18 protein-coding genes are annotated in these 21,352 nt (G+C 60.0%); 3 read left to right on the top strand and 15 right to left on the bottom strand.

Annotated features, from left to right (window positions below):
* Positions 1-53 precede the first annotated feature (53 nt).
* The 4 genes from GJE22_RS06110 to GJE22_RS06095 form a co-directional block, all read right to left on the bottom strand.
* Positions 54-1,073: an RluA family pseudouridine synthase gene (locus GJE22_RS06110; RefSeq protein WP_144688400.1), complete on the bottom strand. Its 1,020-nt coding sequence runs from the start codon at positions 1,071-1,073 to the stop codon at positions 54-56.
* Between the two features lie 2 nt (positions 1,074-1,075).
* On the bottom strand, positions 1,076-1,681 hold the full coding sequence (lspA, locus tag GJE22_RS06105; protein WP_235895830.1) for a signal peptidase II: 606 nt from the start codon (positions 1,679-1,681) through the stop codon (positions 1,076-1,078).
* Positions 1,682-1,804: 123 nt separating this feature from the next.
* Complete coding sequence (gene ileS / locus GJE22_RS06100) at positions 1,805-4,642, bottom strand: isoleucine--tRNA ligase (RefSeq protein WP_144688398.1); 2,838 nt, start codon at positions 4,640-4,642, stop codon at positions 1,805-1,807.
* 474 nt (positions 4,643-5,116) lie between these two features.
* The gene (locus GJE22_RS06095; protein WP_186297431.1) at positions 5,117-5,941 is read right to left on the bottom strand and encodes a Cna B-type domain-containing protein; all 825 of its coding nucleotides are present in this window, start codon (positions 5,939-5,941) and stop codon (positions 5,117-5,119) included.
* Positions 5,942-6,326: 385 nt separating this feature from the next.
* Here GJE22_RS06095 and GJE22_RS06090 point away from each other — a divergent pair, with 385 nt between their 5' ends.
* A complete protein-coding gene (locus GJE22_RS06090) occupies positions 6,327-7,661 on the top strand; it encodes a PAS domain-containing protein (protein ID WP_144688396.1) in 1,335 nt (444 codons plus the stop codon).
* Between the two features lie 129 nt (positions 7,662-7,790).
* Positions 7,791-8,345, top strand: coding sequence for an NADPH-dependent FMN reductase (locus GJE22_RS06085; RefSeq protein WP_144688395.1), 555 nt, complete (start codon positions 7,791-7,793; stop codon positions 8,343-8,345).
* 81 nt (positions 8,346-8,426) lie between these two features.
* Here the strand turns inward: GJE22_RS06085 and GJE22_RS06080 are convergent, their stop codons facing one another.
* The 10 genes from GJE22_RS06080 to GJE22_RS06035 form a co-directional block, all read right to left on the bottom strand.
* Complete coding sequence (locus GJE22_RS06080; protein ID WP_154324126.1) at positions 8,427-8,942, bottom strand: DUF523 domain-containing protein; 516 nt, start codon at positions 8,940-8,942, stop codon at positions 8,427-8,429.
* Positions 8,943-9,276: 334 nt separating this feature from the next.
* Positions 9,277-9,792 (bottom strand): zinc-ribbon domain-containing protein, encoded by a 516-nt coding sequence (locus tag GJE22_RS06075; protein WP_022349467.1) that lies wholly within the window; start codon positions 9,790-9,792, stop codon positions 9,277-9,279.
* 167 nt (positions 9,793-9,959) lie between these two features.
* Complete coding sequence (locus tag GJE22_RS06070; protein ID WP_144688393.1) at positions 9,960-10,973, bottom strand: NYN domain-containing protein; 1,014 nt, start codon at positions 10,971-10,973, stop codon at positions 9,960-9,962.
* A gap of 170 nt (positions 10,974-11,143) precedes the next feature.
* Positions 11,144-12,019: a hypothetical protein gene (locus GJE22_RS06065; protein WP_144688392.1), complete on the bottom strand. Its 876-nt coding sequence runs from the start codon at positions 12,017-12,019 to the stop codon at positions 11,144-11,146.
* Entirely contained in the window at positions 12,016-12,585 is a 570-nt protein-coding gene (locus GJE22_RS06060; RefSeq protein WP_144688391.1) for an RNA polymerase sigma factor, read from the bottom strand. Before GJE22_RS06060 ends, GJE22_RS06065 begins: the two co-directional genes overlap by 4 nt.
* 247 nt (positions 12,586-12,832) lie before the next feature.
* On the bottom strand, positions 12,833-14,737 hold the full coding sequence (ftsH, locus tag GJE22_RS06055; protein ID WP_186297430.1) for an ATP-dependent zinc metalloprotease FtsH: 1,905 nt from the start codon (positions 14,735-14,737) through the stop codon (positions 12,833-12,835).
* Between the two features lie 154 nt (positions 14,738-14,891).
* Positions 14,892-15,818 (bottom strand): TrmH family RNA methyltransferase, encoded by a 927-nt coding sequence (locus tag GJE22_RS06050; protein ID WP_144688390.1) that lies wholly within the window; start codon positions 15,816-15,818, stop codon positions 14,892-14,894.
* Between the two features lie 2 nt (positions 15,819-15,820).
* The gene (locus GJE22_RS06045) at positions 15,821-16,423 is read right to left on the bottom strand and encodes a dihydrofolate reductase (RefSeq protein WP_144688389.1); all 603 of its coding nucleotides are present in this window, start codon (positions 16,421-16,423) and stop codon (positions 15,821-15,823) included.
* 373 nt (positions 16,424-16,796) lie between these two features.
* Entirely contained in the window at positions 16,797-17,645 is an 849-nt protein-coding gene (gene thyA, locus GJE22_RS06040; protein WP_144688388.1) for a thymidylate synthase, read from the bottom strand.
* A 128-nt stretch (positions 17,646-17,773) separates the two neighbouring features.
* The gene (locus tag GJE22_RS06035; protein WP_144688387.1) at positions 17,774-18,484 is read right to left on the bottom strand and encodes a YitT family protein; all 711 of its coding nucleotides are present in this window, start codon (positions 18,482-18,484) and stop codon (positions 17,774-17,776) included.
* A 95-nt stretch (positions 18,485-18,579) separates the two neighbouring features.
* Between GJE22_RS06035 and GJE22_RS06030 the strand changes: the two genes are divergently transcribed.
* On the top strand, positions 18,580-19,464 hold the full coding sequence (locus GJE22_RS06030; RefSeq protein ID WP_144688386.1) for a MerR family transcriptional regulator: 885 nt from the start codon (positions 18,580-18,582) through the stop codon (positions 19,462-19,464).
* Between the two features lie 326 nt (positions 19,465-19,790).
* Here the strand turns inward: GJE22_RS06030 and ffh are convergent, their stop codons facing one another.
* A complete protein-coding gene (ffh, locus tag GJE22_RS06025) occupies positions 19,791-21,284 on the bottom strand; it encodes a signal recognition particle protein (protein WP_144688385.1) in 1,494 nt (497 codons plus the stop codon).
* Positions 21,285-21,352 lie beyond the last annotated feature (68 nt).

The following is a 21,352-nucleotide window of genomic DNA, read 5'->3' as shown; positions in this document are numbered from 1 at the left end:
GTGTTGGCGTTTCAATGAAGCGCGGGCACCGGGTGTTGGCGATTCACGGAGCGTCACCACTCCAGAAGCTGCGGGATGATCTTGTCGCCCGCCGGTGTTCGACCAATCGAAAGCGGCTCAATATCCTCGAGCACCGCAGCGAGGTCCCAGGGAAGCGTGTCGCGGCACTCAATGGTCTCACCTGTTACCGGGTGCGTGAACGCAACGCGCCAAGAGTGAAGGAACTGCCTTGCGAGACCGCGGTCGGCGCGCTCAGCCCCCTTCCCCTTGCCATAGAGAGGGTCTCCAACGAGCGGATGGTTGATATGCCGCATATGGACGCGGATCTGGTGCGTGCGGCCGGTATAGAGATGGCATTCGACGAGCGTGTAGCCGTCATCGGTACGGCTAGCTTCGAAGCGCTCAAGAACCTTGAACGTGGTGATCGCCTGGCGTGCGAACGGATCGTCCGAGACCGCCATCTTCACCCGGTCGCGCGTCGAACGGGCAATCCCCGTGCTGATGGTGCCCTCATCGTGTGCGATATAGCCGTGAACGAGCGCAATGTAACGCCGGTCGAGGGTGCGCAGGCGGATGAGGTCCTGAAGCGCCCGCTGGGTCTCATCGTCCTTCGCGGCAAGCATGAGCCCCGAGGTATCGCGGTCAAGGCGATGAACGATGCCGGGGCGGTCCTCCCCTTGCAATGTCCCCAGGTGATCGAGGCCGCAATGATACACGAGCGCGTTCGCGAGCGTGCCATCCGCATGGCCGTGCGCCGGATGGCACACCAGACCGCGCTGCTTGGACAAGACGATGAGGTAATCGTCTTCAAAGCGAATGTCGAGCGGAATGGGCTGTGGAATCACCGCACCGGAAAGCGCCTCCTCCTCGGGAAGCTCGACCGAGATGCGGTCGCCCGCCGCAACGGCATACTTCTTCGAAAGGCACACCTCACCGTTCACGGCGACGGCGCCAGCCTCCACAAGACGCGCGCACGCGGAACGCGAAGGACACGAATCCTGAGCCCCTAGATAAACATCGAGCCTTGTTCCCGCATCGGGCTCAGCTACAAGAATATGGAGGTCGCCCGGCATGGTTAACGCCCCTTCCGCCCGCTCTTGCGTGAGGCGCGCCGCCGTATAGCGCTATCGGCATGGGCGGTTCGCTCGGCTTCGGCGCGCTCCCGCGCAGCGAGGTTTGCGGGAGAAAGGAAAATGAAACCGATCAGCGCGACGACGACGCCCACGGTGATGCCGATATCGGCGATGTTGAAAACGGGAAAATCGATGAAAGCCGTAGCGATAAAATCGGTCACAACGCCATGGGCGACGCGGTCGATGGCGTTACCCACCGCTCCGCCGCACACAAGCGCCAGGCCAACGACCTCCCAAGACGAGACGAGCGGAGCCCGCAAGAGGTAGATAAGCGACGCCATGACCATGATCACAGCGAGCGTGACGAAAACGAGGGTGTAGCCCTCCCCCAGCCCGAACGCAGCGCCTTCGTTATAGACGAGCTCGAAATTGAGAATTCCGGGGATTACCTGGACACCCACTGTCCCCGCAGGAGATAGCGCAACGCGCGCGACCGCCTTGGCGATCTGGTCGAAGCACGCAACCGTGACACCGACCACCAAAAGCACGCCGAGCCTCCACAGGAGCGGCGGCTTGAACTCTTTGACGTCCACACGCTTCTTTGCCACAACCAAACCTTCCAACTTGAGCCAGGTGTCCAGGTACCATCCGTCGCTCAACATGAGACACTTGTGCCTGGCACAACTGTCTCATGCGGGGCAAGGCGACCAGCACCTTGCCCCGCGAACGTCCTATTCGAGCGCAGCGGCGCAGCGGGAGCAGATGTGCTCGTGCTCGCCATGCACGCCGGTGTCCTCGCGATAGTTCCAGCAGCGATCGCAACGCTCGCCGCGGGCGGCATCGACGGTGACGGTGATGCCGTCGTCCTCAGCATCTTCGTTCTCCGTAAGCGCAACCTCTGAGACGATGAAGAACTCGGCAAGGTCGATGCCGCGCTCACCGGTAAGGAGCGCAAAGTCCGAAGACGGCACCGTAGCGGAGATGCGAACTTCCTGGCTCTTGGTGAAGGTGCCAGCCGTGCGCGCGTCCTCGAGCGCCTTGGTCACCGCGCCACGAAGGGTGAGGGCAGCGGTTAGTACCTCGGAATACTCATTGGCCTCCTCAACCGAGATGGGGGCCTGGTACCAATCGAGCATGGCCGCGTAGGTTTCACCGCCGCGGCAGCCGGCGGGCGCATAGGCCATGACCTCGTCGCAGGTGAAGGCAAGGATGGGCTGGAGGTCGCGCAGGAGCATGCTCAGCAGCTCGGCGAGCACCGTCTGAGCGCTGCGGCGAGCGAGCGAACCGGGCTTCTCGCAATAGAGACGGTCCTTCAGCGCGTCGAGGTAGACATTCGAGAGCTCCGTGACCACGAAGTCGTAGAGCACGCGATAGGCACGGTTGAACTCATAGCCCGCATAGGCTGCGTCGACCTCGGCCTGCACCTGCGTCAAGCGCGCGACCATGAGCTGGTCGAGAGCGGTGAGATCAGAGAAAGGAACGCCGTCGGTCTCAGGCTCGAACTGCCCCTCAAGCTCACCAAGCAGGAAGCGGAAGGTGTTGCGGAAGCGGCGGTATGCATCGGAGGTGCGGGCAAGGATCTCATGGTCGATGGCGACGTCGGTCGAGGTATCGACGCTCGCAACCCAAAGTCGGATGATATCGGCACCCATCTCGTCGCAGACCTTGTTGGGATCGATCACGTTGCCCAGGCTCTTCGACATCTTACGGCCCTGGCCGTCGAGCGTGAAGCCCTGGCTCACCACGGCCTTGTACGGCGCCACGCCGTTCGCGCCCACGCTCGTGAGAAGCGAGCTTTGGAACCATCCGCGATGCTGGTCGGAGCCCTCGAGATACATGTCTGCCGGATACTCGAGCTCCTCGCGGTTCTCGCAGACGGCCTTCCAGGAGACGCCGGAATCCCACCAGACGTCAAGGATATCGCGATCCGCCTTGAGATGGTGGCCACCGCACTTGGGACACACGCAGGCCTCGCCCAGGTACTCCTCAGGCGCGTCGGTAAACCAGGCATCGGAGCCCTTCTCCTTGAAGAGGGCGATCACGGCGTCGAGCGTCGCGTCGTTCATGACCTTTTCACCGCAGTCGGCGCAGGTATAGCTCGGAATCGGCACGCCCCAGTTGCGCTGGCGGCTGATGCACCAGTCGGGACGGCCCTCCACCATGGACCCGATGCGGTTCTTGGCGTGATCGGGGTACCACGTCACATGGTTGAGCACCTGATCGAGCGCCTCGCCGCGCAGATTGGTCTCGTCCATCGAAACGAACCACTGGTCGGTTGCACGGAAAATGACCGGGTTCTTGCAACGCCAGCAATGCGGATAGCTGTGGTTGATCTTCTTCTCGGCAACGAGCGTACCGCGCTCGCGCAAAAACTCGATGATGTGCGGGTTAGCCTCATCGGTGTCCATGCCGGAGAAGGGACCGCCCGTTCCCAGGCCGTCACCTGCGTAGAAGTGGCCATCATCATCAACCGGCATGATAATCGGCAGGTTGCAGCGCATGCCCGTGTAATAGTCGTCCACGCCATGGCCAGGGGCGGTATGGACACACCCGGTACCATCTTCAAGCGTAACGTAATCGGCCGTGACGATCCTGCCCTGCACGTCGCTGAAAATCGGGTGCGTATAGGTGATGTCGACGAGCTCCTCACCGTGGACGCTCCACGGTTCGGCGGCACCCTCGGGCACGTACAGGCAAGCATCCTCGATGCCGGCCACCCCATGGAAGACCTTCTCCCAGAGCGCCTTGGCCATGATGCCCAAGCGGCCCTCCGCCTGGACGGCGACGTAGTCGGCGTCGGCGAGCAACGCCACGCCAGCGTTCGCGGGAAGCGTCCAAGGGGTCGTGGTCCAAATCACCACATCGACCGGCACACCCGCCGAACGCAGTGCTTCGGGCACGTCGATGAGTTCAAAGCGAACGAAGACAGACGGCGAGACCTCATCGGAATACTCGATCTCTGCCTCGGCGAGAGCGGTATGGCAGTGCTTGCACCAATGGACCGGCTTGCGGCCGCGATAGATCATGCCCTTATCGAACATGGCCTTGAAGACCTCGATATCCGCGGCATCGTGCTCATGATAGAGCGTGAGATACGGGTTATCCCAATCGCCGAGCACGCCGAGGCGCTTGAAGCCCTCGCGCTGCAGGTCGATGTTCTCAACAGCGAACTTATTGCAGAGCTCGCGAATCTTTGCCGTGGGCGTGGCGTTGAACTTCTTGGTGCCGAGCATCTCCTCGACCTTATGCTCGATGGGCTGGCCATGGCAGTCCCAACCGGGCACATACGGTGTCTGCTCGCCCTGCATGGCGTGATACCGCATGATGATGTCTTTGGAGATCTTGTTCATGGCATGGCCGATGTGGATCGGACCGTTCGCATACGGAGGGCCATCGTGAAGGACGAATTTCTTGTGCCCTTCGTTTTTCTTCTGCAGCTGCTCGTATACATGGTTCTCATACCAAGCTGTCAGGCGCTTGGGCTCGTTCTTTGGAAGCCCGCCGCGCATAGGGAAGCCCGTCTTGGGCAACTGCATCGTGTCGTTGTACTTACTTTTCTCCTTCGCCATGTGCCCTCCTCGCTACAGGCGGAACACTGGCGCGGCGCCCCGCCGTCGTGGGCGCCTAAGAAAAAAGCGCCCGTCCCTCGAAGCTGGGACGAAGCGCTTCCAGAATCTCGCTGCCGTAGCATGCGCGGCCACGAGCTTAAAGCTCCTCGCTCTACCACCCAGCTTAGGTGCCCCTGCCGCCTGGAGGCAGCCCGCACCCTTTACTCGGCTGGTCCATCACGGCGACCATCCCGGCGACGCCTACTGAAATGAGTCAAAATGGGACGGGGTTGTTTTGCACGCTCCGCCAGATTGGGCTCATTCGTTCGGGCCGCAGCTCCGGGGTGATTTTCGCTCGGTCGCACCGGCGAGCTTCTCAGCTACCGCTCGCTCTCTTAACAGTGCGGAGGCCGGCTACTCCTCCCCATCACAGCCATTGCGCGGTATTGTAGCACGTTTGCATAGCAGTGATGGGTGAGCGAGGAGTCTTCACGTCTATGACTGCTTCTTCGCAAGCCCCATTCCTGCCAGAAGGACGATGGAGCCCAAGCCAGCAGCTAAAAGATAGCCGGACGAATCGCCGGTTTGCGGGAGCTTCGATGCCTCTGAAGGCCTCTTTTCGCGATCGCCGCCGGCTGCAGGAGCCTCAGCGCTGGGGGTGATGTCGGGAGTATCAGGCGTCATATTGCCAGGCTCCGTCGGTGTCACCGGCTCTTCTGGATTGACAGGCGTTTCGGGTTGAACCGGACCGACCGGATCTTCTGGGCTCACAGGATTTGGGTCCCTGGGGTCGCCCGGCTCCTCGGCCGCCTTCGTATTGGTAACGTCGATGTACCCAGATAGCATATCCCGACTAAAGTCTTTCTCTATAGAGGAGGTATACCCGGAGGGAACATCGAGCTCTTCGACCTCGATGCCTCGTATGTACGAACCCCCGGTACTCGTCTCTATCTGCACTTCCCAACCATTTTCCTCTGAGAGCACCAAGGTCCAGTCGTCGTCAGTTCCCAGAATCCCGTCCGGCCCCTCAGCCGACAGCTCATCATCGCTGCCTTCGCCGGTATGCGAGATGAGGGAGAAGTAATCGATGGGCTCATCGCTACGAGCCTCCACGGCATCGATCTTCACACGCACCCTCACCGAATCAGGCCGCGTTCCGCCCTTATTATCAGAATCCTCCCATATCTTTTCTACCGTAATGTACGATGAACCCGACTCTTCCTTTGCAAGGGCAGTTGTCGGAAACGCCACGAAAGGCGTGGCGGCCGCGAGCGCGAGCGTTGCGATTGCAAGCAGCCCCCGCATTATCATTTTCTTCATGAAGCCCATCCCTTTCTTGCGCCAATCGCACGCAGGTGAATGACCCAGCGTGAACACCCTTGCCGTGCTGGAATTAACCCAAGCATTAAGGTGGACTTTACCGAGGATTCGACCCAAAAACGTTCCTCGAACCGTCACGCATGGCACCCGTCTTGTGCAGGAACGATGGTTTCGCTCACAAATCAGTGCGAGGGTACGTTCGCAGCTGGGCCGCTCGGGAACATGTAGCCCTAGTCTTGTAACAATTCGAGCCTCGGGCGCGCCCATGGGGAACGAATTAGGAACGAATCTCGTACTCACGGGTCATACGCTCGTGCACACCATAGATATCCCTCTCGCAAAACATCGCGAGATCACACCATCCAGCAAGCGAATGGAAGCCATCATGCAAACCCAGCTTTTATCACATTCCGTCGGTGACGCCGCCTCTGCCCCGATGGAATACTGCGAGGCATCGCCCGTCGGAATCGTCCACTTTAGGGCACGCGATTTCAGCATTGTCAGCTGCAACGAACAGGCATGGCGCATCGTGGGTATCGACTCAAGCGATGCGGGCCTTCGTGCTGCGGTAAGCGAAAGCATAGATCGCCTCGTACCCTTATCGGACCAGGGGCCGTTTCGAACGCTGCTCGAGGAGGCGAGCGCCGCCCAGCCACCGACCGAATTCGATACGCGCATCAGGCGTGCAGATGGGACTCCCATCGAAATCGCATGCTGGCTCTCGCACCTTCCCATCCTTGATGAAGGGGAGGACATCTACCAGCTTGTCATCGTGGACGTCACGCAGAAGCGCGACGCATCCCGCGCGAAGAGCCGTGCTCGCCGCGCCCAGGAGCTTGCGCTCATCTACGACACTGTTCTTCTCATTGAACCGAATGAGCAGCGCGCCTGCTGCCTCAAGTTCGCTCAAGACGAACGCCTCGCGAGCTTGGGCGCCCTGCGAGTAAGCCTATCCGATGCAGTCGACCAACTCATCGAGCATCTGCCCGCCGCGCAAGATCAAACCACCCTCAAAGCGTTCATCGAGGCAGCATGCCATGCATATCGATGCAGCGAGCCCTTTGCCGCCGTCCCGCAACGAATGGTATTCGCTGGACGAAGCGGGCTTACCGGCAAGGCGGCAGATTACCGTGAAGCGATCCTCGTCGATGCGGAGGGCGGGGCATTCTTCCTGTGTTCGCGCTTTATTGGAGCCATGAACGCCGCCCCGAACACGGCCGTACCCGGCAAAACCTTTCCGGCAGAAAGCCAGCAGACTTCGGAATCGAGCCTGGAAATCGTCGATACGATGCCCCGCATCGAGATCCGTACGTTCGGCTACTTCGACGTGTTTGTCGATGGTCGGCCCATCGCATTTCGAAGCGAGAAGGCCAAGGAGCTGCTCGCCCTGCTTGTTGACCGAAGGGGCGGTTTTGTAACTTCAGCCGATATCATCACGGCGCTTTGGGAAGATGAGCCGATAACCGCCCAGACGCGTACTCGCTGCCGGAAAGTGGCCCTTCGGCTCAACCGAACGCTCGAAGCAAACGGGGCGGCGCATATCATGGAGTCGGTACGAGGAAAGCGCCGCATCGTGCCGGAAGCGGTCGCCTGCGACCTCTTTGATTTTCTTTCTCCCGTTCCAAACAGGAAAGCCACCTTTAGAGGCAGCTATCTGAAGAACTATAGCTGGGCCGAGGCCACGCTCGCCGAGCTCATGCAAAACTACTATCGAAGCTGAACAAGGGTCCGTCCGTTGATGCTTTCCAAAGATGAGCGGGCGGGCGCGTCATTCTGCGTCGATATGGGGCATACGGTATGTAGCAATACCATGTCGCATGCCGAGAGCATCTGACCGAAAGGAATCAAAATGCATATCGTCGCCATCGCAGGTTCGCTTCGCCAAGGAAGTATGAACCGCCAGCTCGCCGAGGCCGCGCGCCGCACCGTATACGAGCTCGACCCGGCCATCCAGTTCACCCTGCTCGATTGGGCCGATGTGCCCATGTTCAACGAGGAAATCGAGCGGCCCGCACCGCCAGCAGTCGCGCGGGCGCGCAAGCAAATTCTCGATGCCGACGGCATCTGGTTCTTCACGCCCGAATACAACCATTTCTTCCCTGGCCCACTCAAGAACCTTCTTGATTGGCTTTCCCGCCCTGTGAGCGCGGCGCAAGGCCAGGTGCTCGATGGCAAGCCAGCGGCAATTAGCGGCATTTCTGCAGGAGGTTCAGGAACCGCCATTGCCCAGGATCATCTGGTTGCGCTCATCTCGTTCCTCAACATGGACGTTATGAACAAACCGCGCCTCACGATTCCGTTCGGCTTCTCAAAGATGAACGATGGAGTACTCGACCTGGGAGACTCACTCCCCTATCTTGAACGGCAGGCCCAAACCTTCTTGGAGTTTGTCGCTAGCCGCTAGCCGAAAGGCGGCGAATGCCGCTCATATCATCGTTTGTGCTCGCATATCGGCACACCAACGACACGGTCGATGCGCCGCCACTCATCCAAGTCTTGCGAATTCAGTTAGGAAATCATCCGGTTGCATGACGCGCAAGCCATGCTGCCGCAGAAGCCGAACGAACACTCCGCTGCCAGGAACAAGCCGGCCTGAGAACGTACCGTCATAGACTTCCGAGGCGCCACAGGAAGGGCTGCGCGGCTGCAGGACCGCAAGGTCGCAACCGCCAGCAGCTTCAATGTGGTCAAGCGCTCGCTTGGCACCAAGGCGAAACGCGGCATCAACGCTCGCTCCCGCCTGAGTGCGAACCTCACCATGCACAATCTCGGCCGGAGGTCGCGGAGTAGGAAGGCCACCGAGCACCTCGGGGCAAACCGGAATCACCTCATGGCCCGATAGCGCATCGACAAGCTCGGGGCATAGGTTGTTGCCCCCGCTATACTTGCAATTCTCGCCCAACAGGCACGCGCTTACCGCTATACGCACAATGCTCGTACCTCCCAACCTACGCTCAAGACGCACAAACTTACTTAAGCGCGCACCCAGCACTTTTGACATGCAGACAAGCGCCGTTGGCGCCAGTGCATAACGCCTGCGCAAGAAAATCAAGGCGTGAAAGTGCCCAAAAAAAGCATCTGGAGTACCCAAGGATGCAGGTTTTGGGCACTTTGAAGCCCAAAGCCGCAGCCTATCCACTCCAAGATTCAAGTTTTGGGCACTTCCGGACAGAACGTCAAAGTACAAACAAAGAGACCTTCAAAGAAAGAGCAGCTCAGAAGGCACGTCCCTTTTGCAAAATGGAAGGGCTACTCTAGATGAGCAACCGGAAGTGCCCAAAACTTGCGCGCACGTTCGATCAAGATCGTTCGGGACCTATGTGTTCAGCGATTTCCTAGAGCTTCGCGCCGCACGACATGCAGAACGCGTCGCCCTCGTTAACGGGCGCGCCGCATCCAGGGCACGTGGGGCCCTCGACAGGAGCCGGCGCAGGGGCGGGAGCCGGGGCAGCAGAAGCCAAAGCAGCCTGTACCTCAGCCATGGGCTTGCCGCATCCCGCACAGAACAGGTCGGTCGCGCTCATGCGCGTATGGCAGAATGGGCACTCGATCTGCGCTGCAGCCTGAGCGGACTCAGCAGCCTGACGCTCAATCTCATCGAGCTGCGCCTGGATATTCGCACGCTCCTGGTCGATCTGAGCGATGCCATCGTACAGCTGCTCGCGGCCTGCACGGAAGGATTCGTCATCCTTCGTTGCCTCATACAGGCTTGCACCCAGCTGCGCAGCCAGCTGAGAACGGCGCTTGTTCGCATCGTTCAGCTGGCTCTTAAGCTTCATCGATTCAACACCGCGGTTGGCGCCGGCAACGCCACGGTTAAGCGAAGCTTGAACATCGTCAAGAAATCCCATGATTCCACCTTCTAACTCAGGCACCCATTGAAAAGCACCAGTGAGAGATACCGATCGGGTTGCAAGGCACGGTGCCACGCATCCACGGCCACTATACCACGGTACTCAAACAGTACGGTGGTGGCGCGGCCAATTAACACCACGAACCACGTGCGCGAACACGCAGCCTACGATTCCTTGATGCGCAGATACATAGCCTTGGCACCCGAAGCGTTCGCGCGCTCATCGAACTCGTAGACGCCCATCGACTTCAGGAACGGACTAAGCTTGCGGTACCCGTAGTTACGCACGTCGAAATCGGGCAGGCGCTTGGGCAGCTCGCTGCCGATAGTGCCGAGGAAGACCCATCCCTCCTCGTCGGAGAACTGGTCGATGACCGAATCGACCGCCGTGCGAATGCGCTTCATATGCCGCCGGCGCGCGGCGCGGCTAAGCTCGCTGAACTCTACATCGCCCAAGTCGGCCTCGGAGTCGGCTACCAGCGACGCATCGCCGCCCATATCGCCCGGTGAGCGCTTGGGGCGCACGGCCGCCTTTTCAGGTGCGGCCTGCTTATCCGCCGTCTTCTCGACACCGGAGGACTTTGCCTTAGGCTTCTTCTGCGCCGCAGTGCCCTCGTCCTTGGCGGTCTTCTTGACCGTCCCCTTGCCGGCCTTTTTCTTGGCGGGTGCCTCGGCCGCAGTTTCCGCTTCGCGCTCCGCCTCGGCCTCCTCCTTCGCCTCAGCGCGCTGCGCGGCATAGAGCAGGTCGAGGTACTTGAACTGGTTGCACGCGCTGATGAACGGCTCGGGCGTCTTCTGCTCGCCCATGCCGATCACCTGCATGCCGCTTTCGCGCAGGCGCGCGGCGAGTCGCGTGAAGTCCGAGTCGGAGCTCACGATGGCGAATCCGTCCACGTTGCCGCTGTAGAGGATGTCCATCGCGTCGATGATCATCGCGGAATCGGTCGCGCTCTTGCCGTAGGTATAGCTGTACTGTTGGATGGGAATGATCGAATTCTCGAGTAGGCAGTTCTTCCACGAAACGAGGCGTTGACTCGTCCAATCGCCGTAGATGCGCTTGTACGTGGCAACGCCTGCGTTCGAGACCTCGTCGAGGATGATTTTGATGTACTTCTCCGAGATGTTGTCCGCGTCGATGAGGATGGCGAACCTGGGCTCGGAGCTGGTCTGAGCTGGCATACGGGCCTTTCTACTCGAAACGTATGCCCTCATGATACCCAAAAGTGCGCACTCCGCTGCAAAGCGGCTGCCGCGAGCAAGTGCACACGACAGCCGCCGGAGTACACGGTATGCATCATGCACGCGATGAGTCGACGCACGCATGAAACCGCCTAGACCTTCGTGTAGCGCTATGCAACTTCGCGCATGGTAAAGAGCGGCTCACCGAGCTGCTGCTCTTCATCCGACTCCGCCTGTGCCTGGAGCTCTTGGTAGCGTTCCGCGATGTTCTCAACCGGTTGGATCTCATACGTGTGCGAGCTGGTGTTGCCCTCCGCGTCGGTTGCTGCGATCTTGATGCGCGTACCCGCGATTTTTTGCGCCGCGAGTGCGTTGACGACGTAAAGGTCGCGCAGCGGTTCGTCCGTAGCTGCATCGACTTCGTCTTCCGGAATCACTACATCAAGGCTGTACGTACCCTCGATAGAGGAATCGCTAAGCGTGAAGGTGGTAACGCCCTGGTAGTCAGCGAGCATGTCTCCCGTCTTTACGCCCGAACGGCTCTGCATGAATGTAAATGTCGCATCACCTTCGATAATCGAATAGGTGACATCACGATAGCTGCCATCGGCCAAGGAGAGGTCCATGTTCATGTTCACCGTATAGGCACCATCGTCGCCCTGGCTCCAGCTCACCACCGAACCAAACTCCTCCGGCAGAAGCACCGAACCGTCGGGCTGTTCGACACCTTGAGCATAGGCTGCCAGCACCGGGCCGTTAGCCACAGCAGTGCCACCCTGTTGCCCTTCCCCTACGAGATTGGCGCCCACCACGCCGGTCACGAGCACGACCGCCGCAACCGCCGCAGCTGCGAGCACGGCGCGCCGCGCCACAACACCTGCAGAGGGAAGCACCCCGTGGCGATGCTTCACCACACGCTCGCTCGCGGGAACACTCGCCGCCGAGCGCTCGCGCTGCAATGCTGCCCGCAGTCGCTCTTGCCCCATCGATGTTGGGCCCACTTGTTTCATCTGCGTAACATACGAGGCAAACCCCTGTTGCTTCATCGTATTACTCCTGTCTGCTGAGAAAAGGACGGAACATCCGCGCTTTGTTGCTCACACTGCGCAACCATCATCTGCCTGAGCCGCGTCCGCGCCCGCCGTAACCGCACGCGCACCGCAACCTGCGTGCACGAAAGCGCCTCGGCAATCTCTGGGATTGAAAGCTCCTCGACGTATCGAAGATGCAGCACAGAGCGATCCGATTCCTTGAGCGCATCCATTGCGCGCCATACAGGGTGCTCCATCAGCAATTCAACCGCTTCGTCTTGCGTAACAGTTGAGCCCATATCGGGCTCTTCCACGACCTCGACACGTCGATGCCACGCCTGCCTTGCAAGATCGCGGCACTGGTTGATGGTTACGCGAAGTAGCCAGGCGCGCAGATGATCGCTATCGCGAAACGGCACCTGCGAGCGCATAAGCTTGATGAACACATCCTGCATAACATCCTGCGCATCCGCCGTGCTCCGCGTTTGGCTCAGCGCCAGCCGGTACACGGCTCCTTGATGTGCTGCAATTGCCTCGTCCATGAACTCCTCGCTTCGGAGCTCGTTATTTGATTCCCGCACATCAATCACCTCCCTACCCTATACACGTATGAGGGCATGGGCTTGTTACCGCATGGTACGGCTTCATAAATTGTCGCAATATTTGTAGCTTTCACGTCTTGTTTTTCGATAATACCTACGACAATTTCTCGGCACACGGTGCGAGGGCATGCCTCACGAAAGCGCATGGCATGATGCCTCGACATGCAACGGCCCGCACCAGAACAATCCGGTGCGGGCCGTTACAAAGTCGCGATGCGATGAACGTTTACGCCGTGGGTTTCGGCGGCATGAGCGGATTCTCGCGCTTCAGGAGCGTCATGAACTCGTCGCCCGTGATGGTCTCCTTCTTATAGAGGTAGCGAGCGAGCTCGTGCAGCTTGAACTTATTCTCCTTCAAGATCTGCATGGCACGCGTATGCGCCTCCTCGATGAGCTTGCGCACGTCCTCGTCCACGCGCTCGGCGGTGCCCGGCGCGCAGGTGAGCGAGGTGTCCTGGTTGAGATACGCGTTCTGGACGGTGCCAAGCGCCATCATGCCGAACTCCTCAGACATACCGAAGCGCGTGATCATGTTGCGCGCGAGCTTCGTGGCCTGCTCGATGTCGTTGGCGGCACCGGTGGTCATCTCACCAAAGATAAGCTCCTCGGCCGCACGACCACCGCAATACACGGCAAGCTTGTCGAGCGCCTCCTGGCGCGTAGTGAGGAACTTCTCGTCTTCCTCCACCTGCATGGTGTAGCCGAGCGCGCCCGACGTGCGCGGCACAATGGTGATCTTGGTGACCGGCGCACCCTCCTTCATGTTGGCCGCAACGATAGCGTGACCGATCTCGTGGTACGAGACGACCTGCTTCTCGTGGTCTGAAAGCACGGTGGACTTGCGCTGCTGGCCCGCGATGACGACCTCGACCGATTCCTCGAAGTCTTCCTGCGTGGCGCGGTTGCGCCCCTGGCGCACGGCGCGGAGCGCGCCCTCGTTGATGATATTGGCGAGGTCTGCGCCCGAGGCACCGGGCGTGGCGCGCGCGATGGCCGAGAGGTCAATCGGGGGCTGGACCTTCACATCCTTGGCATGGAGCTCGAGGATGGACTTACGGCCGGCCAGATCGGGAAGCTCGACAGGGATGCGCCGGTCAAAGCGGCCGGGGCGCAGAAGCGCCGGGTCGAGCGAGTCGGGGCGGTTCGTTGCCGCGAGCACGACGATGCCCTTGTGGTTATCGAAGCCGTCCATCTCGGTGAGGAGCTGGTTCAAGGTCTGCTCGCGCTCGTCGTTGGTCGAAAGACCCTGGTCGCGCCGCTTACCCACGGCATCGATCTCGTCGATGAAGACGATGCAGGGCGCCTTCTCGTTCGCCTGCTTGAAGAGGTCGCGTACCTTGGCGGCACCGCGGCCCACGAACATCTCGACGAACTCGGAACCCGAGATGCTGAAGAACGGAACGCCTGCCTCGCCGGCGACTGCCTTGGCGAGGAGCGTCTTACCGGTACCCGGAGGGCCTACGAGCAGGGCGCCGCGCGGCAGACGGGCACCGATGTCCTCGTAGCGCTTCGGGTTCTCAAGGAAGTCGACGACCTCCTTGAGCGACTCCTTGGCCTCCTCCTGCCCCGCGACGTCCTTGAACGTGACGCCCACGTCTTTCGAAGCCACGATGCGCGCGCCGCTCTTGCCGAGGCCGCCGCCCATGCCGCCGCCGAAGCCGCCGGAACCGAAGTTCATCGACGGGCCATCGTCGCCCATGGCCTTCTTCATGCGGCGGTTAAGCCACCAGCCAATGAAGGCAAAGATGAGCAAGGGCAGAACGAGCGTCATGAGATAGTAGGTCCAGATGCTCGAATCGTTATTGGGAATGATGACTTCAAGCGTTGCACCAGCGTCAACGATTCGGTCGGTGAGGCCCGAGTCGTTCGGCATGACGGTACACTGATAGGCAACGTTGTCCTCGCCACCCTTAAGCGTGTAGAGCGCCGAATAATCGCCATCGGTGTATTGGACCGATTCGACCTTCTTCTCCTCGAGGTCATCGATGAATTGGCTATAGCTCACATCGTTGATCTGAACCTGCTGCGCCATATTAGGGAACAACAGGGTGTTGAGCACAAGGTACACGACGAGAGCTATAAGCACGTAGAGGATCATATTCCGTCTACGCTTATGGTCGTCCATCTCCATAGGGCTACTCCGTTTCTTTGGGGCATATGCTGTGCATGATACCCCCTGCAGAGGGCCCCTAAACGGACGGGTTTGATGGTCGGCGAAATAGCTCGAGCCTTAGCGGGCTGCCGTGCTGCGCTCACAAAACCGCACCTGAGTGCGACGGGCAACCTCAGCCGTAGATGCCGCGCTGGTAATGGTAGCTGTTAGACGCGTGCGGGCAGAGCTGCCAGAACGCAACTGCCGAAGCCGCGGCCACGTTGAGCGAATCCACACCATGAGCCATGGGGATGCGCACGGCCATGTCACAGCCCGAGATGGTCCTGCGGCCAAGCCCGGCGCCCTCAGTTCCCATAAAGAGCGCAAGGCGGTCGATTTCGGCAAGAGCGGGATCGTCAAGCGAAACCGAATCGTCGGTCAGGGCCATCGCAGCGCAGGTAAAGCCAGACTCGTGAAGCATAGCGATGCCGTCGGCGGGCCAACGGCGTGCATCCGAGCCGATGCGCGTCCACGGAACCTGGAAAACGGTGCCCATCGATACGCGAACAGCCCTGCGGTAGAGCGGATCGCAGCATGTTGGGCTTACGAGCAGCGCGTCCACGTTAAGGGCGGCTGCGCTCCGAAAGATAGCGCCCACGTTCGTATGGTCGACGATTCCCTCGAGCACGCAGACACGATGCGCCTCGCTCAGCAGCTCGCGCGGCTCGGGCAGCTTGGGACGACGGCAGGCGCAAAGCGCCCCGCGCGTCACGCTAAAGCCCGTGAGCTGCTCGAGGAGATCCATGGGTCCAACGAAGACGGGAATGGGATACTCCCCGCCAGCCTGCTCTGCGCTCCCCTCACCTGGCTCCGAGGCCAGCCGCCGCTCCAGGCCATCGAGCAACGGCTGAACCGCATCGAGCCAGCGCTCACCCAAAAGGAAGCTCACAGGCTGCATACCGGCCGCAAGAGCGCGCTCGATAACCTTCATGCTTTCTGCGATGAAGATGCCCTTATCTGGCTCGAGGACGCTCCTCAGCTCGCGCTCCGTAAGCTTGGTGTACGCATCGAGACGAGGGTCGTCGAGGGAGGTAATATGGATGATCTCGTAGGCGGCCATCGCTATCCCACCACGTGGTCAAGCGCAGTCGAAACAACGTCGACCGCAACATCGAACCAGGAATATCCCGTGCCCTTGTCGGCGTCGCTAGGTTCCACGCGCTCGTACGTCACGAACTCGAACGCAACCCCCTCATCGCCCTCGCCCGGCTGGATGACGTAGCCGCCATCGGTCTCAACAGGCCGCCAGGACTTTTCGCCATCGAGATTTGGGAAAAACGTGTCCGCGGCACGCGTGCAATGGTTCTTCGTAACCACAGCGCGCGTGCAATGCGGGAGGAGCTGGCGATATATCTCTGCCCCGCCGATAACCCATGCGTTCTCATCCTCACCGAGGAGCGATAACGCCTCGTCCACGGAATGGGCGATCTCGGCACCGGCGCAAGTAAAGGACGCGTCGCGCGTGAGAACGATGTTGCGACGGTCCTTGAGCGGACGCCCTCCCGGAAAGCTCTCGAGAGTCTTGCGTCCCAGAATGACGGTATGTCCCTTGGTACACCGCACGAAATGCCGCATATCGGCACGATTGGTCACAAGCATGTCTCCATCGCGACCAATGCCCCAGTCATCGCACACCGCCACGATAGCGGAAAGCGTTCTGCTCATGAGATACCTCCTCGTTGGTATCGCCCGCCCCATTGTCCCGTGCTCAGACAGTCCTCGCTCGCTCCGCTCGCTGCGGAACTGCGCGCGGGACAATGGGGCGGGCGATCAAAACCCGTTCATGACTGCGCGGAACGCTTCGGTCCGCGACAGTAAAAGAGCGCACAGGCAGCTTTGTTGATGCACCTTGCCACCAAAAAGTATCGCATGGGTTTATTAAACTGGCAGCATCCTTTACTGGAAGGCAAGATAACCGTCTTGGAGCGCCTCCCGCCGGCTTATCGTCCCGGCGCAGTTCCACAGGCAAGCGAAGCGCAGCCGAGGACTGTCTGAGCACGGGACGAAAAGCCGGCGGGAGGCGCTCCCCGGAAGATAGCTACACCGCGATGGGGATGTTCTTGACCTGCGGGCCGTGCTGGTAGTTCTCGACGATAAGATCGTCGGTCGTGAAATCGTAGAAATTTGTGACCTCAGGGTTCAGCCGAACCGTCGGCGCGGGGTACTGCGGCCGCGCAATGAGCTCGCGCACGATGTCAACATGACGGTCGTAGATATGCGCATCCACGATCACGTGCAAAAGCTCGCCTGCAACCATGCCTACCGACTGCGCGACCATCATGAGCAGAATCGCGTACTGGCATACATTCCAGTTGTTCGCTGCGAGAATGTCTTGGCTGCGCTGCATGAGCACCATGTTGAGCGTTGGCTTCTCGTCTCCCGCGGCATGCGTAACGTTATAGGTCACGCTATAGGCACAGGGATACAGATGCATCTCGGAAAGATCCGAGAAGGTATACATGTTCGTCATGATACGGCGCGAGTACGGTGTGTGCGTAAGGTCGTAGAGCACGCGATCCATTTGGTCGAAGTCGCCCTCGGGGTAGTGCGACTTCTGCGCGATCTGATAGCCGTATGCCTTGCCGATCGAGCCCGACTCATCGGCCCACTCATCCCAGATATGGCTATTGAGGTCATGAATGTTATTCGATTTACGCTGATAGATCCAAAGAATCTCATCCATGGCGCTCTTCAGCGCCGTGCGCCTGAGCGTGAGCGCCGGGAACTCCTCACGAAGGTCGTAACGGGCCGTCACGCCGAAGTTCTTGATGGTATAGGCGGGCGTACCGTCCTCCCAACGAGGGCGAACCTTCTGTCCCTCCGTTGTGGTGCCGTGATCCAAGATATCCGTGCACATCTTCACGAACAGCTGGTCTGCCTTGCTCATATGCGTCTCCCTTTCCGGCGGCTAAGCCCCGTAAGCAAAACGGCGCGCCCGGCTCGGTGCCTCCGAACCGGGCGCAGCCACTTGGATGCATCTTCATTGTACGCGAGGACCGATGCCCCCGAAAACGTTCACGAAAGCTCCGACGATGCCTCTGGGCAAGCTTCATGCGCAGGGGCCGCGACACTCTGCGTGCCCTCGGCCGGGGATGCACCTATGTTCTGCACGAAATCGATCAGCGGAGAAGAGATGAACACGGTAACGAGCGAGAACGCAATCTTAGACAGTGGAATATAAGAGAGCGACAGGGTGAGCACCGTAAGGTCGGTGAACAGATAGCAGCGAGCGAGCTTGAGGCCGAACACCTTGTGGATTGACAGCGCCAAAGCGTCGTCACCCCCCGCAGAGGCATTGCAGCGCACCACAAGCCCAGCTCCCACGCCCACGAAGATGCCTCCAGCAATAGCAGCAAGCAGCGGATACGCCGAAAGATCCGGGAAAAGGTGCGGCAGGCGCTCCCAAAGCGCGTAGAACAGCGCAAGGAGAACGCTCGACACGGCGGACCAGCCGAGGAACCCCGCGCCCAAAACGAAGAAGCCAACCGTGTAGCACAAGGCATCAAGGATAGGAGAGGCAATCGAGGCATCGATGCCGAACCAATGATTGAGCAGCAGGATGCCACCGAGGACACCGCCCTCGGTAATGCCAACGACCTGGTGAACGTTGTGCATACCGAAGGTGAGGATGCCACATCCAAGCGCAATCGTGGCAATGCGCCGAACCGTAGACCACGAAGCGAGCGAGCGCAGTTGTCGTTTGATGGCGGATGCTTCAAGACGCATAGTATCGAAATCCCTTTACCGTACGTTCCTTTAATTCGCCCGTAACGATAAACTCTGGTAACGTACCAGGGTCAAGCAATCGATGGGATGCAACCATGGAATCTGCACATCAGAAGCCTGAACATACAAAGCGAAACTACACCATCAGCGAAATCTCCCGCCTGTTCGGGATAGGCATCGATTCTTTACGGTATTACGAACGCCTCGGCGTCGTTTCTCCCCAGCGCGGTTCAAACGGGTACCGGCTCTACGACCTCGACGACATGTACAAGCTCTCGCTCATCAAGGATCTGCGCAGGCTCGACCTTCCCATGAAACAGATCAAGGACTACCTTGATCGGCAGACGGTCGCATCTACCCGCGAACTGCTCGATCGCGAGCGTTGCATGCTCGAGGAACGCATCGCGCAGCTTCAAAACGACCTGAAGACCGTTCAGGAACATGCCCATGAGCTCGATGATGCCCAAAACCGGCCGGTCGATACGATTGAAATGGTAAGCCGGGCGAATCGGCGCTGCGTCGAGCTCTCCGAGCGCATCGAACGAGATGCCGAGATGGACCTTCTTATCCAGCGCCTGCACCGACAGTACGAACACATACTCCCCCACCTAGGCATGCTCGAGATAGGGGGCGCGCTTTCTGTCGAAGACCTCGATGCAGGCAGAGCGAATGTCTATCATTCGGTGTTTTTCGTTCTCGAGGGTCTTGAGGACGACGAGGACGCGCCGTGCGACTTCATGCTGGAAGGTGGCACCTACCTCGTTATGCGTTACCGGGGCCCCTATGAGCAGAACGGCGCAATCTACGAGCAGCTCTTGTCCTACGCCGCTCTGCACCGCCTTGAGATTGCGGGCCCGCCGTATGAGTTCTACGAGATAGACAATCGAGATACCGCAGATCCAACGGAATTCCTCTCGCGCGTTGAAATCAGGGTTGATGGCCCCGTTATTGGGCATTCCCCCTCAGGAAACGAAGCGTAAGAGGGCCCTTGAGACACTCACTTCATCTGCGATTGCAACTTTTGGGCACTCCAAGCCACTGCGCGTAAGTAGCCAGGCGGGCAACTAAAATAAAACCGCAGGTCAGGATGCTGATATCTTTTATGCAGATGCGGCTCTACTCGGCGTATGTCCGTTCAAGTGCCCAAAAGTTGAAACCGGGCTTCGTCCGGGAGACGCAATCAGCGCTTTCTCCAGAAAAGGAGCCGCGCAAAGCCCCTTCGGCCATAATCCGCAACGTAAAAGGCCCGGATTGCCGGGCCTTCCACTGAATTTGAATAGATGAAGATGCGAACGACCTGAATCGCTTAGAACTTCTTACCCTTCATCTGCTGCTCCATAGCGCGAAGCATATCCATGTCGGCATTGCCGGAGCTGCCGCCCATGCCCGCAAACGGGTTGCCGCCCATGCCGCCGAGCGCGCCCATGTTGCCCATTCCAGGAATGCCAGGCATGCGCATCTTCTTGCCGCGCTTGCCCTTCTTCCCCTTCTTACCGCCCTGAGCCTGCTGGGCCATCGTGCGCATCTTGCCCATCATCTTGTTCATCTCGCCCCACTGCTTCATGAGGTTGTTCACATCTGCGGGAGTGGTGCCGGAACCGCGGGCGATGCGCGCGCGACGCTGCCCGTTGATGATCGAGGGCTTCACGCGCTCCTGCTTCGTCATCGACTGGATCATGGCCTCGATCTTGTCGAAGACCGAGTCATCGATGCTGCCGCCCATCTGGTTGAGCATGCGCTGGCCGCCCGGAAGCATGCCGAGAATGGACTTCATGCCGCCCATCTTCTTGAGCATGCGCATCTGCTCGAGCATGTCGTTCATGGTGAAGCCATCGCGCAGCATGCGCTCAGCGGCCTCGAGCTGCTCAGCGTTGGCGGCTTCTTGAGCCTTCTCGATGATGCCAACGACGTCGCCCATGCCAAGGATTCGCTTGGCCATGCGGTCGGGGCTGAAGACCTCGAGAGAATCGGGCTTCTCGCCCATCGAGACGAACTTAATCGGCTTGCCGGTTACCGCGCGCACGGAGAGTGCGCCGCCGCCACGAGCGTCGCCGTCGAGCTTGGAGATGATCACGCCATCGAAATCGGTGCGCTCCGCAAAGGTGGAGACAACGTTGACGATGTCCTGGCCGGTCATGGCATCGACGACCATGAGCACCTGGTCGGGCTTCACGGCCTTCTTGATGTCGACGGCCTCCTGCATCATCTGCTCGTCGATCTGCAGGCGGCCTGCGGTGTCGACGATCACCACGTCGCGCATCTTGTCGACGGCCTCGCGCACCGCGCCCTGGGCGATCTCGATGGGATGGGCGCCGTCGCCGCGGAACACCGGCACGCCGATCTCGCCGCCGAGCGTGGCGAGCTGGTCGGCGGCTGCGGGGCGGTAGACGTCGCACGCGGCGAGCAGCGGGCTCTTACCCTGCTTCTTGAGCAAGTAGGCGAGCTTCACAGCAGCGGTCGTTTTACCGGAGCCCTGCAGGCCCACAAGCATGATGACGTTGGGGATACGGCTCGAGAGCACGAGTTTGCTCTCGGTAGACCCAAGGAGCTCGACAAGCTCATCGAGCACGATCTTCACAACGTTCTGCGCCGGGGTGAGCGAATCCATGACCTCGGCCGTGAGGCAGCGTTCCTTGGTCTTGGCAACGAAGTCCTTGACGACCTTGAAGTTGACGTCGGCCTCGAGGAGCGCCATGCGGATGTCGCGCATCGCGCTCGTGATGTCGGCCTCGGTGAGCTTGCCCTTGCCGCGCAGGCGATCAAAGGTATCGTTGAGGCGATCGGATAAGCTGTTAAACATAGGGGCTCCTATCGTGGTGCCGCTCCAGGGGTGGCCGGATGCATGATCCGGCGCTCGGGCAGTCCTCG

Origin of the sequence: Enorma shizhengliae, assembly GCF_009676995.1 — a bacterium.
In the GTDB taxonomy this organism is placed as follows: domain Bacteria; phylum Actinomycetota; class Coriobacteriia; order Coriobacteriales; family Coriobacteriaceae; genus Enorma; species Enorma massiliensis.
This window is presented reverse-complemented; position numbering and strand designations above follow the sequence as displayed.